Origin of the sequence: Actinoallomurus sp. CA-150999, from assembly GCF_050942425.1 — a bacterium.
In the GTDB taxonomy this organism is placed as follows: Bacteria; Actinomycetota; Actinomycetes; order Streptosporangiales; family Streptosporangiaceae; genus Actinoallomurus.
This window is the reverse complement of sequence record NZ_CP192063.1, coordinates 9,744,041-9,758,661: the sequence shown is the minus strand read 5'-3', so window position 1 is coordinate 9,758,661 and position 14,621 is coordinate 9,744,041. Positions and strand designations below refer to the sequence as shown.

The 14,621-nt window shown below is 70.4% G+C and carries 13 protein-coding genes; all 13 read right to left on the bottom strand.

What is annotated here, in order from left to right:
• Positions 1 to 87: 87 nt before the first annotated feature.
• Positions 88 to 3,003 carry a helix-turn-helix transcriptional regulator gene (locus tag ACQP2O_RS44925; protein ID WP_433175461.1) on the bottom strand — a complete coding sequence of 972 codons (2,916 nt, stop codon included), beginning with the start codon at positions 3,001 to 3,003 and terminating at the stop codon, positions 88 to 90.
• Between the two features lie 77 nt (positions 3,004 to 3,080).
• Positions 3,081 to 4,307, bottom strand: a complete 1,227-nt coding sequence (locus ACQP2O_RS44920; RefSeq protein WP_433175460.1) for a cytochrome P450 — start codon at positions 4,305 to 4,307, stop codon at positions 3,081 to 3,083.
• Between the two features lie 3 nt (positions 4,308 to 4,310).
• Positions 4,311 to 4,943, bottom strand: a complete 633-nt coding sequence (locus ACQP2O_RS44915) for a flavoprotein (protein WP_433175457.1) — start codon at positions 4,941 to 4,943, stop codon at positions 4,311 to 4,313.
• A 64-nt stretch (positions 4,944 to 5,007) separates the two neighbouring features.
• Positions 5,008 to 6,417 carry a lanthionine synthetase C family protein gene (locus tag ACQP2O_RS44910; RefSeq protein ID WP_433175456.1) on the bottom strand — a complete coding sequence of 470 codons (1,410 nt, stop codon included), beginning with the start codon at positions 6,415 to 6,417 and terminating at the stop codon, positions 5,008 to 5,010.
• On the bottom strand, positions 6,414 to 9,044 hold the full coding sequence (locus tag ACQP2O_RS44905) for a M16 family metallopeptidase (protein ID WP_433175454.1): 2,631 nt from the start codon (positions 9,042 to 9,044) through the stop codon (positions 6,414 to 6,416). Before ACQP2O_RS44905 ends, ACQP2O_RS44910 begins: the two co-directional genes overlap by 4 nt.
• A 5-nt stretch (positions 9,045 to 9,049) precedes the next feature.
• Complete coding sequence (locus ACQP2O_RS44900) at positions 9,050 to 9,862, bottom strand: hypothetical protein (protein ID WP_433175452.1); 813 nt, start codon at positions 9,860 to 9,862, stop codon at positions 9,050 to 9,052.
• A 116-nt stretch (positions 9,863 to 9,978) separates the two neighbouring features.
• The gene (locus ACQP2O_RS44895; RefSeq protein WP_433175450.1) at positions 9,979 to 10,911 is read right to left on the bottom strand and encodes an LLM class flavin-dependent oxidoreductase; all 933 of its coding nucleotides are present in this window, start codon (positions 10,909 to 10,911) and stop codon (positions 9,979 to 9,981) included.
• Positions 10,912 to 11,065: 154 nt separating this feature from the next.
• Complete coding sequence (locus ACQP2O_RS44890) at positions 11,066 to 11,221, bottom strand: LxmA leader domain family RiPP (RefSeq protein WP_433175449.1); 156 nt, start codon at positions 11,219 to 11,221, stop codon at positions 11,066 to 11,068.
• 110 nt (positions 11,222 to 11,331) lie between these two features.
• A complete protein-coding gene (locus ACQP2O_RS44885; protein WP_433175447.1) occupies positions 11,332 to 11,493 on the bottom strand; it encodes an LxmA leader domain family RiPP in 162 nt (53 codons plus the stop codon).
• A gap of 41 nt (positions 11,494 to 11,534) precedes the next feature.
• Complete coding sequence (locus tag ACQP2O_RS44880) at positions 11,535 to 11,690, bottom strand: LxmA leader domain family RiPP (RefSeq protein ID WP_433175445.1); 156 nt, start codon at positions 11,688 to 11,690, stop codon at positions 11,535 to 11,537.
• Between the two features lie 160 nt (positions 11,691 to 11,850).
• On the bottom strand, positions 11,851 to 12,000 hold the full coding sequence (locus tag ACQP2O_RS44875; protein WP_433175444.1) for an LxmA leader domain family RiPP: 150 nt from the start codon (positions 11,998 to 12,000) through the stop codon (positions 11,851 to 11,853).
• A gap of 93 nt (positions 12,001 to 12,093) precedes the next feature.
• Positions 12,094 to 13,104: a T3SS effector HopA1 family protein gene (locus tag ACQP2O_RS44870; RefSeq protein WP_433175443.1), complete on the bottom strand. Its 1,011-nt coding sequence runs from the start codon at positions 13,102 to 13,104 to the stop codon at positions 12,094 to 12,096.
• Positions 13,101 to 14,450, bottom strand: coding sequence for a class V lanthionine synthetase subunit LxmK (gene lxmK, locus ACQP2O_RS44865; protein WP_433175442.1), 1,350 nt, complete (start codon positions 14,448 to 14,450; stop codon positions 13,101 to 13,103). Before lxmK ends, ACQP2O_RS44870 begins: the two co-directional genes overlap by 4 nt.
• Positions 14,451 to 14,621 lie beyond the last annotated feature (171 nt).

Genomic DNA, 14,621 nt, shown 5'->3' with positions numbered 1-14,621 from the left:
GCCGGCTCGACGAAGAGACCGACGCGCGGCGGCGGTTCGTGGTTCCCGAACAGCCGTGTCGCCGTGACCGATCGTTGCGGTGCCGCGTCAGTCCTCGTCGAACAGTCGCAGGCGATGCGCCGTGGCCGCGGCCTCACCTCGGCTGGTGACGCCGAGCTTGGCGAGGATTCGGGAGACGTGCACGCTGGCCGTCTTCTCGGAGATGAACAGTTGCGCGCCGATGCCCCGGTTGGACTCGCCCTCGGTCAGCAGTCTGAGGACCTGCGCTTCGCGCGATGTGAGACCGAGTAGGTCGCCGTTCGGTGCCTTCGCCGACGTCTCGGACGCCTCGAAGGGCGAAAGGCGAATGCTGCGGGCCACCGCCTCGATCTTCTTCTGCAGGGGGCTCGCGCCGAGGTCGCGGGCCTGGTTCGCGGCCATTGTGAGCAGTCTCCGCGCGTCGCGGTCGTCTCGCGTCGCGAGGGTCGCCTCCGCTGCGCGCAGCCGCGCGTAGCACGCGAGGTACGGATTGCCCGCCTTCTCCCACGCCGCCACGACGTCGTGCCAGAGCGGGCTCGTCGTGCCGTAGGAGTCCATCTCGGCGGCGAACTGCTCGGCGTGCGCCCGCCACGGCGGCGCGTCGGTGGCGAGCTCGGCCGTGACCGAACCGAGGACCTCGGGGAGGTCATCGGCCTCGTGAGGTTCGTCGAAGGCGTGCACGCGCTTCCGCGACCGTGTCTCGATCATCGCGCCGGTGGTCACCAGCGCCCACGCGTACACCGAGAGCTGGCCGCGTACCCGCGCCGTGCCGAGTGCCCGGGCCACCGTACGGCGGGCGTGGCCGATCCGGTTCTCCCGAAAAGCGATCTCCGCGTCGAGCCGGGCCATCGGCAGGAGACCGTCGTCGAGACCGAAGTCCGGGCCGAAGTCCCCGGCGGCCGACGCCAGGCACCGCTTGGCCGCCGCGAAATGCCCGCGGGCGAGCGCGAGGTCACCGCGCAGCAGGTGCAGATATCCGGCGAAGACCCCGCTCGGATTGGCCTCCAGCGCCTCCGCCGTGGCGGCGTCGGCGTCATCCCAGAGCCCCACCGAGAAGAGGGCCATGCCGAGGTTCGCCGCCAGGAAGGCGCCGAGCGTGGCGGAAAGCCCGCTTCCGCGCGCGGCGGCGAGCCCTTCGCGTGCGACGGTGACCGTCTCCGCGTAGCGGCCGACGGCCCACAACTCCATGGAGAGGTTGACGCTCGCGCGGGCGAGTCCGGGCAGGTCGTTGCGGCTTCCGGCGAGCGTACGCGCCGCGTCGAAGGCGGCCACCGCGCGTTCGTGCCGACCGTCGTGGGCCAGGGCGGTGGCCTGCGTCGTCAGCGCGGCGACCTGGAGTTCGTCGTCGCCCACCGTACGAGCGATCCGCGCGGCCTCCTCGCTGATCTCATATCCGCGAGCGGCGTCGCCTCGACTGGTCAGCGCGGAGGCGAGGATCTCCAGCACGGTCGCGCGGGCGACGGAGGTGCCCTCGGGTACCAGCCGCTCGGCCTCCTCCAGCGCCGGTATGGCATCGGCGTGACCGAGGCGGATCAGGAGCCTGCCTCGGCGGGCGAGCAGCAAGGCGGCTCTTTCCGGCTGCCGGGCGCGATCGACGTTGGCCAGCGCCTGCTCGATGAGGACGAGACCCTGCTCGTGCTCTCCGGCGAGCCAGGCGGCGTCCGACGCCTCGTACTCGAGATCGCCCCGGTCCACCTCGTCCGGAACCTGGGCCGACAGGTCCAGCGCCCGCCGGAGCAGCTGATACCGCTCGGCGTGCGCGCTCAGCCTCTTGGCGACGGCCGCGGCCCGCAACAGGGCCGGCAGCTCGCGCTCCGGCGCCCCGGCACCGGCCCAGTGGTATGCGAGGCTGCTCGGGAGCTGCTCCGGCGGCAGGAGGTCCGGTCGGTCGTCGAGCGCGACGGCGTACGCGCGGTGCAGCCGGATGCGCTCACCCGGCAGGAGGCCGGTGACGAGGGCCTCCCGTACGAGCGCGTGCCGGAAGTCGTACCCGTCGCCGTCGGCGACGAGCACGTGCGCGTCGATCGCCGCGCGCAACGCCTCGAGCAACGTCGCGTCGGGCAGGTCGGCCACCGCGGCGACGACCTGGTGCGACACGCGCGACCTCGCGACCGCGACGAGCCTGGTCACCTGACGCGGGAGATCGGGGAGGCCTTCGATCCGGCTGGTGAGGAGATCACGCAGCGGATCGTCGAGGCTGAAGGTCATTCCGCTGCGCTCCACCCGGACGAGTTCCTCGACGAGGAACGCGTTTCCGCCGGAGCGATCGAAGACCCGATCGACGAGCGCGGACGACGGCTGCTCGCCCAGCGCGGCGGCGATCAGCTCGGCGGTCTCCGCGCGGCTGAAGCGTCCGAGGTCGATGTGCCGGACGCCTTCCACACGTTTCAACTCGGCCAGGAACGGCCGCAGCGGATGACCCCGGTAGAGGTCGTCGGTGCGGTACGTCCCGATGATGAGAACGCGGGTGTCGCGCAGGTTGCGGGCGAGTACGTCGAGCAGCAGGCGCGTCGACCGGTCGGCCCAGTGAAGATCCTCGACCAGGATCACAACGGGCTGATCGGCGCCGAGGCGCTGGACGAACACGGCGAGCTGGTGGAACAGCCGGGCCTGGCCGGCCGGTGCGCCTCCGGCCGAGGCGGGTCCCAGCTCGGGAAGCAGCCGGGCGAGCTCCGGCAGGCCGGAACACAACGCGATCAACCGGTCCCGCCCGATCCTGCCGACGAGTCTCCGGAGCGTCATCAGGATCGGGGCGAGTGGGAGGCCCTCCCGCCCGGACGCCACGCACGCACCCGACAGGACCAGAACGCCCTGGTCCTGGGCCGCGTCGGCGAACCGCTCGACCAGCCGCGTCTTGCCGACGCCGGCCTCGCCACTGACCAGTACGACCCGCGAATCGCCCATGGCGGCTCCGGCGAGCGCGGTGGTGAGCTCCTCGTACTCCCGGTGTCTGCCGACGAACGATCGTGCAGGCGTTCGCCGCATGCTTCCTCCGGATATGGCGATGTCCCGACCACTCGCCTCAGAGGTTAACGGCCGCTCCTTTGGCGGTATGCCGCGGTTCAGGCGGCTCGTCGGACCGCCACCGGAATCCGCGTGGCCCCGATCATCGTCCACTGGTCGTGGTGTTCGACTTCCGAAGGAGAGACGACGCTGAGATCCCGATAGCGGCTCAGCAGCATCTCGAGCGCGATTCTGGTCTCGAGGCGGGCCAGCGGCGCGCCCAAGCAGAAGTGGATCCCGTGCCCGAAGGCGAGATGTCTGTTCGACGGCCGACGGATGTCGAAACGATCGGGGGCGTCGAACACGTGCTCATCGCGGTTGGCCGACGCCAGCCATACGTTGACGAAGCGTCCGGCCGGTATTCGTTGCCCGGCGAGTTCGGCCTCTCGGGTCGTGAAACGGACCGTGCTGGTGAAGGGAGGGCGGCACCTCAGTACCTCCTCCACCGTCGCGGCGATCAGCCCGGGATCACGGCGTAGTTCGGCGGCGACGCCGGGATTCTCGTCGAGGCACAAGAGCGCGCTGCCGAGAGTCATCGTCGTGGTGATGTGCCCGGCGATCAGAAGTGCGCCCGTGAACCCGACGATCTCGTCGTTCGAGAGCCGGCGCCCTTCGACCTCCGCTCGGACCAGGCCGCTGATCAGGTCCGGGCCTGGCGCCGCCCTCCTCTGTTCGATGTGTTCGAGCAGGTAGGGCTCCATATCCGCCAGTTGGAGATCGTCCTTTTCGGTTCCGGTGCTGCCCCCTGCCAGCAGGATGTCCGCCCAGCGGCGGAAGAGCGCCCGGTCCTCGGCCGGTACACCGAGCATTTCGGCGATGACGATGACCGGGAGGGGATGGGCCAGGTCGTCGATGAATTCGAACGTGCCCGCACCGTCGGCCTTGTCGAGCAGTTCGCCGACGACGGCCGCGACTCGCGGCGTAAGTCCTTCGATCATGCGAGGCGTGAACGCACGCGTCACCAGGCCGCGGAGCTGCCCATGTCGTGGCGGATCCATCCAGGAGAAGTTTCCGCTGAAGAACAATTCGAGACCGTCCGGAGTCCGGATGCGGTCCATCACCTCGACGGAGAAAGTAGACCAGTCTGAGAGGACGGTGAGAGCCTCCGCGTAGGGAAAGACGTGCCAGATGTCGCGCTCGCGTTCATGCCAGACGGGATGGTCGATGCGCATCCGGTCGAGCCAGTCGAACAGCCGAGATGGCCGGTAGACGCGGTCGGCCGCGCCGGAATCAGCTCGTGAACGGCCCTCATCGGACTGCCGGGATGCGGTGTCGGGTGCGTGCACGGCTCAGACCTTTCCGTCTTCCCCGATACGTGAACGGAGCTTCTCCAGCCGTTCCAGAACGGCGGGCAACGGCGGTGCGGCGTTTCCTCCGCCGTTCCTCGACGACACACTCCGCCCTGGTACATGCGGCACGATCTCGATGTTCGGGCGTTCTCCGAGGTCTCTCAGATGCCGCTGCGTCACCGGGTTGCACTCGCCACCGGGCGGCAGGGTCGGCGCGACCGCGATCGCCGCGGTCGTGCACTGAAGCGCGGCCAGCATGGGGGTGTCGGTGAACCCCACCGCGAATCGGGCGATGAAGTGCATGGTCGCCGGATAAACGGCGATCGTGTCCGGCCACTCGGCGTACTGGACGTGCGGAACATCGGCGCCTGGATGCTCGGGCCAGGTGTCCAGTGGAACATCACGGCCGATGAGCGGTGCCAGCGCGCCTCGCGACACAAAGCGCTCGGCGCTGCGGGAGATGACGATCCGCAGCTCCGGCTCCGGATAGAAGTTCCGGAACCAGTTGATCCAGAACGGCAGAAGCGCTGCGGCGAGAGAGCCGGTGCCGAAGAGCAGTAGGCGGCGCCCGGTGAACGGCGGTGGTGGCCCCAGGGCCGGCATGCCATCGGAGGTCTCGGCGTTGTCGTCCATGACGGTGTCCTTCGGGAGGGTCAACTGGTAGAAGTCGGGGTCTTGCCCGGCCGTCGGGCCTCGCTCAGGCGAGCAACAGGATCCGGTCCCACGCCGCCGCCGCATCCCGGTCGGCGCTGCGCCGTTCGGATCCGAGCAGGTGGTCAGGGGTGACCGTCAGCAGCGCCGCGGCGCAGCCCGCCGCGCCCTCGTACATCCCGGCCGCGTCCACGCCGGTCCAGCGCGTGACCTTGCCGTCCTCGATGTCCGGGACCGAGTGCCGGAAGACGAAGGGGGCGTCCTCATCCGCCTCGTCCATCATGCGCCGGGCCATCCGCCGAGCCGCGGTCAACAGGGTCGGGTCCTGGGCGGCCGTACCGACGCGGTGCAGTGCCTGGATCAGGCCGGCGTGGCCGTGGCACACGGTCGGGCCGACCAGCCGCTGCTCCTTCTCGTTCCGCCCCATGGCGGCACGCAGCGCGTCGACGGCGATGCTCCGCCAGCCGACGTTGTTCAGGGCCACGCCCGCCAGGTGCAGGGCGGCGGCCACTCCGGCGGCACCGGTGCACCACGCCGCCGGGCATCGGGACCCGTCCGGGCCCGGCTCCCGCTCGACGCCGGTCCGGGCGGGCCAGTAGGGGCCGTGAGCGTCACGGTGGGCCTGGGCGACCAGCCATTCGGCCACGGCTTCGATCGCACCGGCCTGTCCGGGTACGACGTGGCCACGAGACAGGCTGAGGGACAGCAAGGCCAGCGGTCCGGCGATGCCGTGCGCCATTCCGACCTCGAAGATGTCGTTCGAGGCCTGAGCCGGGAGGGCCGCCCCCGTCGACGGCACCGTCCACCAGCCCGGTCGCGGACGACCGTTCACCTTGATCGGCTCGGTGAGCCGTACGAGACGCCGCAGCGTCGACTGGAACGCCTCGACCGTGTCGGGGTGGGCGGCGGTTTCGTCATCCACGGCGTCCAGCAGCAGCCTGCCGACGCCGGTGCAGCCGCTGATGAGGTCGTGTTCTCGTCCGGACACACCGGCCGTGCCGGGGATGCCGGCCTGGGGGGCGTTCAGCCGTTCCCGCAGCCTGCCCGCGACCGCGCCGAGCAGATTCCGGCGCAACGCGGAGTAGTCGCCCTCCCGCGCACTACAGGTTTGCACGGCCGACAGCACCGCGGCCGGTCCGAGAGCCAGCCCGGCGGAAGGCTCCGATGGGATCGCGCTCACCGCTGCCCGGAGGTGCGCGTGTGCCGTGGCGGCCCACCGTGAGTCGCTCCAGGCGAGGGTTCCGTAGAACGACGCGACGCCGGAGTGCCCGCGGCCGAGCCCCGTCGCCGCCCAGCCGCCGTGCGCGGGCGTGCGGTCCGCGACGGATACCGTGGCGACGGTCACCGGGTCGGCGAGGCGCTCCGCGATGATCCGAACGAGTTCGGCCGCGCGCTCCGCGTGCGCGCCGCTCAGCAGTCCCGGATCCCCCACCGGCCGTTCGGGCGTGACGCTCACTCGCCGCCCCCCGATTCCCGGCGCCAGGACGACTGGAGTTCGGCCCGTTGCCCGTCGAGCGCCTCGGCGTCGCACTCGACGACCCCGGTGAACCGCTCCGGTCGGAAGAGGTCACCGATCACGCGGATGACATCGTCGGCCGGCACGTCGGCCAGCGACGCCGGAAGACGTTCAAGGCGGGCGGTGTCGTGGCCGCACCGGAGCATGTGCGCAAGCCAGGTCGCGAGGGACGCCTGAGAGTCGCAGGCCCGGAACAGCTCACCGACCGCGTACCGGCGCGCTTCGGCGATCGCGTCCGCTGTCGGGGGTTCGGTGACGGCCCGCTCCAGTAGTTCCCGGATGGCGTGGAGCGTCTTGGCGGTCGTCGCGGTGGCGGTGGCGGCCTGGAGCTGAACGATGGGCCGCCCGAGGACCACGTCGACGGTGGTCGACACGTGATAGGCGAGTCCCAGGCTCTCCCTGACGGCGGTGGCCAAGGGGGCCGAGGGACGGCCACCGACCAGCAGGTTGGCGAGTTGACCGGCCGGCCCGTCGCGATGCGTGAGGCTGACGCCCGCGGCGAAGAGGGCGATATGGCTCTGCTCCGCCCCCGCGCGACCGGCGATCTCGATGCCGGGCTCCACGGGGAGCCGGTCGTCCGAGGACACGGTGGTCGGCCGGGGTGACGGCACCCAGCCCGCGAAGGCGGCCTCGGCCGCGGCGAGCATGCGGTCGGGCGGAAGGTCACCGACCAGCACCAGGGTCGCCGGCTGCGGCCGGATGACGGATCGGTGATACCGCAGCACGTCATCGGCCGTGACCGTGCGGAGGTCGGCGGGTCTTGGCGGTGCGAGCAGCAGCGCCTCCGGGCCGAAGAACCGCTCGTTGAGGAGAGCCTGGCCGGCGCGTCCGGGCATGCTCTGCCCGACCTCGGCCAGCGTGGCCACCCTGCCACGCTCGGCGGCGACCTGCTCGTATCGATCGCCGGTAGGGGTCGCGACCGCCTCCGTCAGCACCCGGAGCAGTGTGGTGAGGCGATCCGAGCGGGCATGGCCGGAGAAGACGATCCACTCCCGCTCTCGGCGGGCCCGTAGCGCACCTCCGCTGTCGCCGAGCGCCATCTCAGCGGCACCGGCGCGGCCGAGGACCGTACGGCAGAGGAGCTCGGCGCGCGCCGCGTCGGCGGGTTCGGCGATGTGGTTCGGGAGATGAAGCCGGAGCTCGACCAGTGGGGCCGAGTGGTCCGGTATCGCCACGACGCGCAGGCCGCTGGACAGCCTGGTGTCGACCGGCTCGCGCCAGAGTGGCGCGTCGTGTTCGCGCTCGCTCGGCCGGTCGGACGGCGTTCCCTGACGTGTCCGCCCGTGTGTGAGCACCGCTCGCGGCTCGCGCCGTAGCGACTCGGCCGCGGCGGCGACCTGCTCGGCGCTCACCTCGCCGAACCTCCTCGGCAGGCGATCGAGCAGCGCTCCGTCACCGAAGAGGATCTCGAGCCTGCCTACGGCCCGGGCCTGCGCCGACACGGGATTGTGGGCGCGATGAACGCCGGCCGCCCGTACGGCGATCGCGCGGGTGAGCTCCGCGTCCGTCGGCCCCCGGTCCGCGAGGTCGAGCAGCTCCGCGTCGAGCGCGTCGATGATCCGGTCCGCCTCGATGCCCGGCTCGTGGACGGCCGTGAGGAGGAGGGTGTCGGGATGACGTGCGTCGAGTGGCCCGAAGAAGCCGCAGCCGGAATCGAGTGCGTGGACCTTCACGCCGTCGTCGTCGAATCGTCGCCGCAGCCGAGCCGTCGGGCCCCTGGTGAGCAGGTCCTGGAGGACGACGTAGGCGAGGTAGCGCTCGATGTGGCGGCCTGGATCCGGTGTGCGGTAACCGATCGCCACGGCCGGCGCCGCCGGAATCCGCGCCTCGTGGTGGGCACGGATCGCGGCCTCCGGCGGCGGCTCGTCGAGCGGGCTCGCCGGAGCCGCTGCCCGCGACGGGATATCCCCGAAGTGGTGGTGCACGAGATCGGCGGCACGGTCGGGGTCGAATCGCCCCGCGAGGGTCAGCACCGCGTTACCCGGGGTGTAGTAGGCGTCGAAGAAGTCCGAGGCCTCCTGCGGCGTGACCTTCTCAAGGTCCTCGAAACAGCCGTAGCCATCATGGGCGTTCGGGAAAGTCCGGTACAGAACGGCGGGAAGCAACGGCCAGGGGAATCCGCCGTAGGGCCGGTTGAGAACCTTGACGCGAATCTCCTCCTTCACCACGTTCAGCTGACCGCGGAGGATGGTCTCGGTGATGCGCGGCCCGCGCATCCGGTCCGCCTCCAGCCGCAGGACGAGATCCAGGGCCTCGGGCGGCACGTGCTGGTGGTAGTCCGTGTAGTCCTGATGCGTCGATCCGTCGGCCGTGCCCCCGGCCCGCTCGATCTCGCCGAAGTGCGACGCGATCTCGGGATCCTCGCCGCGCTGGAACATCAGGTGTTCGAAGAGGTGCGCGAAGCCGGTTCGTCCCGGCGGCTCGGTCCGAAAGCCGACGCCGTAGTGCACGCTGACGCCGAGCGTCGCGCGGCGGCGGTCGGGCCGCAGCAGCACACGCAGGCCATTGGCCAGCGTGATCCGCCTTGTCGTGAGCTCCCCGGCGGAAGCGTTCGAGTCCGTTGTCATCAGCCTTACCAGTTGAGGGCGGCGGCACCGTCGGAGTCGGCGAGATCCGCGACGAGCGTCAACGATCGGCGCACGGACTCCTCGTGCCATCCCGCGAAGGCCGCGAAGTCGTACGCATGGGTGAGGATCCGAACGGCGGCGGTTCGCCCGACAGGCGATACCGGCGACCGCCCGTAGCCGTCGAAGAGCGCTCGGGCAAGGTCGCCCGGGGGCGGAGTGCCGGGCCGGGTCGCGCTGAGCGCGCCGCCCAACTCCAGGATCTCGCCGAGCAACCAGCCGAGGTCGAGTGTCCATGGACCCGGCGTCGGATCCGCACCGATGAGAAGTGCCCCATGGCCCGGATTCGCGCTGTCGGGGATCAATGTCCCGAGTCCCGGACCGCCGTGCAGCAGCACCTGCGTGCTCTCCGTCCGCATGAGCCCTTCGCACCAGGTGGACACCAGGCGCAGGCGATCCGCGCCGAGCACCTCGTCGACCAGCGTCCGCAACCGCCCCGTACGGCCCACGTCACTTCTCGCGGAGAGCCGCTCGGTGAGACGGGCGGCCCCGCTCGGCAGGCGCGCGGGAACGTCGGCCGGCACGGACAACTCGTGTACGCGCCGGAGCGTCCGCCCGACGTTCGCCAGCAGAAGCGCGGCCTCCGTGCGCGCCGGATCGTCACCGCTGAGGAGGACGCCCGCCAGCGAGACAGGACCCGGCACCTCATACCGAACCCCGCGGTCGACGCGCTCGGGCAGGGCGAGCCACACCGCGTCCCGAGGCAGCCGCGAGATCAAGGCGCCGATAGGTGCCGGGGGCATCGCGAGCGGCATGGTCATGGCCGGTCCCGGGCTCCGAAGCCACGCGAACCCCCCATTCCCCACATCGAGTACGGACGTCCGCATGAGGTCGGTTCCGTAGGTGGCGATCACCGGGTGGTCATGCGTCTTCGGCGTCATGACCGTGCCGCCGTCAGGATCGCCGCGCACTCGTCCCAAGCCACCTGGAGTCCTTCGTCGAGCGCGACACCTGCGGTATTGAGGATGACCTCATCGACGCCGAGGTCCGTATAGCGCTCGAGAGCACCGGCGATCGTGTCCGGTGAGCCGGTGATGAAGAGGTCGTGGTGGATGAGTGCGGCACCCACGCCGAGCGGGCTCTTGCCGTCGAGGTCGACCCCGGCGCGGCGGAGCATGTCCGCGTAGTGCGGCCCGGCGACATGCGCGCGGGTCGCGAGTTCGGCGAGCCGGCGTGGGTCGCGTGAGGCGGCGGCCGACGCCACCTGGATGACGGCGATGACTCGTGGTGCCCGCCGTCCGGCCTCCTCGGCGCCTTTCCGAAGGGCCGGGATGAGTTCGTTGCGCAGGTACTCCGGCGGTGTCAGCCACGTGATCGCGACGTCGGCGACCTGGCCCGCCAGGTGCGCCATCGCCGGGCGCAGGACTCCGAGTCCGAGTTCGACCGGCGGATGCTCGAGGGGCGGCAGTCCGGTATGGAGTTGGAAGTACGTACCGGGCAGTTGGGATGATCGCCCATCGATCAAGGCGCGTAGCGCCGTCATGTACTCCCGCGTCGCGGTGAGCGGGCTCTCGTACGGAGCGCCGCGCAGCGCTCCCACCAACCGAGCCGCTCCCGGCCCGAAGCCGGCGACCGTGGGTTGCCCGGTCAGAGCCGCGATCGAACGAGCCTCGATCGCCGCCTTGTACGGATGCCGCAGTGGCATCAGCGACACGCTCGTTCCGACGGGCGGACGCAGCCCCCGCCCCGTCAGATACGCGAAGGTCTGGTGGCTTTCCAGGAGCAGGGATTCCCCCATCCAGAGACGAGCGGCCCCGACATCTCGCGTCAACGCGGCGAACGGCGCCACCTGCTCCGGATGATGCGCCATGAATGGCACAAGGATTCCGTATTTCACAGCAGACATCCCTTTCAAGGCGGCCCGCCGGAGTTCCGATGGGCCGGGCCGCGCGTCCGGCACGCGGACCCGGCCGGGCGGAGACGAGGTCACCGCTACTTCGGGTGAATCCGGTGGCTGGGCGTCCCTATGCGTTGGAGGGGAGCACGCAGCAGTCGGTACAGAAGACGTACCAGGTAGAGGGGGTGAATGAATCGGCGACGACTTCGGCGGCGGCTGCCGCTCCGAGTTCGCCGGCGTCGGTGTGCAGGTCGTAGCCTGCGACCAGGTCCGTTGCGGTCATGAGCTCCTCCATGCGGGCGATGGCCGGCTGATGCTCCGGCGGGCGCCGTGAGCGGTCCTCATGAATCCGGCGGCCGCGTTCCCATGCGTTGGCCGGATCCGCGGCTCGGATCAGTGACCGTCGAGGATTCCCGCGGCCGTGAAGGAAGGAAAGGGGCAGCAGGGGTAGGTGACGAGGGTGAATGTGTCGGCGGCGATTTCAGCGGTCGCCGCTCCGAGTTCGTTGGCGTCGGTGTGCAGGTCGTAACCCGCGACCAGGTCCGTTGCGGTCATGAAAGCCTCCTACTTCTCGTGGATCCGGAAACTGCGCGTTCCTATGCGTCGGAGGACCACACGCAGCAGTCGGTGCAGAAGACGTACAAGGTGGAGGGGGTGAATGAGTCGGGGGCGATTTCGGCGGCGGCCGCCGTTCCGAGTTCGCCGGCGTCGGTGTGCAGGTCGTAGCCTGCGACCAGGTCCGTTGCGGTCATGAGATCCTCCGTGCAGGCGATGGCAGGCAGGTGTCCGGCGGGCGGAGGGAGCAGCACTTCGCCCGCCCGCCGGAGCGAGGGAGCGGGGCCGGGCGGTCGGGTGGGTCGCAACCCATCTCCCGATGCCGCCCGGTCCCAAACCCCGGGGTGTCCTTCACCGTCAGCAGCTGAGGCCGATCGTGTACGTGATCGAAACGCAGATGATGGTGATCGCGGTGAACGTGGCCGGAGCCTCGGTGGCGGCAGCCGCTCCGAGCTCGCCGGCGTCGGTGTGCAGGTCGTAACCTGCAACCAGGTCGGTCGGGTTCATGAGACACCTCCTTTCGTGGTGCTGGTTCCTTCATTCCGGCCGGTTCGGCCGGAAGCTCTTCAGGGCGTCCCGGCGGTCCGGGCGCCGGCCTCCCTACGAGGCGACCGGTGCGGTGTCGCCGACCGACGTGTCGGCGCGCGAGGTCACCTGCGGGAAGGGAGGCGAGTCGAGGTTGCGCGCGGGAGTGAGCGGGTCGATGTTCGCCTCACGCATGGCCGCCGCCACTGCGGCGGCCCGGTCGGTCGCATCGGGCGAGGTCGCGTGTGCGAGCAGGCCGGCGGCCACGACGCGGGCGCGATGCTCGCCGAGGCTCAGTGCTGTGAAACCCCGGCGTGCGTCCGATGGCTCCCAGGCCATGGCCACGCCATCGCCGAGCGGTTCGGCGAAGATCGAGGTGGCAGTGCCGGTGCCTGTCGTACGACTCGCCAGCCGGAGGAGATCCGTGACGACCGGTGGAGCGGTGTCCGCGTCGAGATAGACGACCAGGCCGTCGCTGCGGGCGAATATCGGAGAAGTCGAGACGATCTTCACGCGATAGCGGATGTCCGCGCGTTCCAGCAGTTCCAGGGCTGACGCCCACAGCCCGGGAACCATCGCCGGGCCGCTCACCTGGATGTAGATCCGGAGGATGGAAGCGCCGTGCGGGGGCCCGTTCGATCCGTCGGCGAGGAAGAACCCCGGTGACAGGGAGGGACGCGCGGCGGGTACCCGCAACTCGATCGGCCGGCCGACCTGAAGAGGACGCCCTGGCCGTACGGCCTCGCGTTTGCTCAGCACCCGTACGCCGTCCCGCTCGACGACGAGCAGATCGCCGTCTGCCGGGAGCTCTCGCAGGATCACCGGGGTCCTGGTCACCCGATGCGGCATCCCGGCGACGAGCCGCTCCTCCAGCCGGTGATCGCGGCGCGTCGTCGGGCGATTCTCGATCACCGCTGGGTTTCTGACGTGCCATGCGAGGTAGAGGGCCTGTCCCAGGACTTCCAGGAACTCGGCCGCGTCGGCGGCGTGGACCTCGTGGCCGCAAACGACGCCGCGGTGGCGATCGGCATCGATCACGACCTCCCGCAGGGCCTGCTCGACGCGAGATGTCAGCAGCCCGGTCATCGCTGATCACCCAGCCCCAAGGTCGTCGACGCGGCAGGCGCGTTGAGCAGCACCCGCCGGCCGATGCCGAAAGCGGCCCTGTCCACGGCCCGGATCCGGGGACTGTGCTCTGCCAGGGAGAGGACCCGGTCCAGCAGGTGCCAGCCGGCGAACATGGCCGCGCGTTCGGCCAGGTCGGCGTCGATGGCGCCGCGTTCGGCCCGATAACCCGACCAGAAGGCGGCGACCAGCGGCCGCCGACTCTCGATCTCCCGGGCACCCGCGCTGAGGATCTGCTGGTGAGTCAGTGGCGAGTCCGACGCACCGTCCGAACGGGCGCTCTCCGGGATGGCGGTGATGGCGCGGTACAGCCACTCGCCGGCGAAGGCTCCGACGTCTCGTGCGGGATCGGCGAGGCGGAGCTCTTCCCAGTCCGTGAGGTACAGCTCCGCGTCGGCCAGCAGGAACTGGTCGAGTCGCAGGTCGCAATGGGCTGCGGTTCTCGGGGCGACCGCCTCCCTCTCGCGCATCCGCGTGAGGGCCGCGATCAGTTCGTCGTCGCCTTGCAGGAGGCGCCACACCTCAAGGGCGGCGGCGCTGGACGCGGTGAAGACCGCACCCGGGAGGGCGTGCAACCACGGGATCGGCGGGAGGTCGGCTGGAGAGTCATCGAGATCTTCCGCACCGGACCAGGCGCCGTGCAGGCGGCCGATCATCCTCCCGGCGCGATGCGCCAGCGCGTCGTCGAACGCCTCGTCGGTCGCCAGATCGTTGCCGGATCGGGCGTCGTCGACGAACTCGAACACCACCAGACGCGCGGTTTCGTCCCAGCCGAGACATCGTGGTGCCGCGAGTCCGGGATTTCCCCGCTCGAAGGCGATGACGCGGTGGAGCCGGCGCACGGCGCTTTCCGCCTGCCCGTCGATCCGCTTGACGAAGACGTGGTCACCCGATGTGGTGCGCCCGCTCCAGTTGTCGTTGCGGCCCGGGAAGGCGCGAGCGTTCTCGGGCGTCAACCGTCCGAGGCCGAGCCGGCCGAGCAACTCGTTCACCTCTGGCAGCCGATCGGTGTCGGCGGGGCGATCCTGCCTCCGATCCGCGTCCGGGGCCGCTGTGCTGGACCCGGGTCGCTCCGTACGCGGCTGAAGGGCCGACGGCGCGAGTGGCTCGACGGCCGTCTCACCACTTCGAATGGCGTTACTAGTCAAAACCGGCTTCATGCGGGCATCGCTCCAGCGGTTGGTTGCGAGGAGGAGCCTGACAACCCGGCGTTGCGATGGTGATGTGGAAACGTTGAATCGGCTGGTCGGTGCCTTTCGCGGCACTGATCGCCGCCCCGCGTTGCGCAAGAACAACCATTCCGCCAACGCCCGTATGGTCACTGAATGCTTCGCAGTCGACACAAAGCGTTCCAGGAGTGGGAGTTCTACCTTCGTGGGATGGCGGCGATAGTGCCTAAATGGTTGCCTGTCAGTCGGTAATGCCATCGGGGGCGCTCTCAAAGTTTCAACCGACTGAATGGTTCCTCGTCGGCCGGC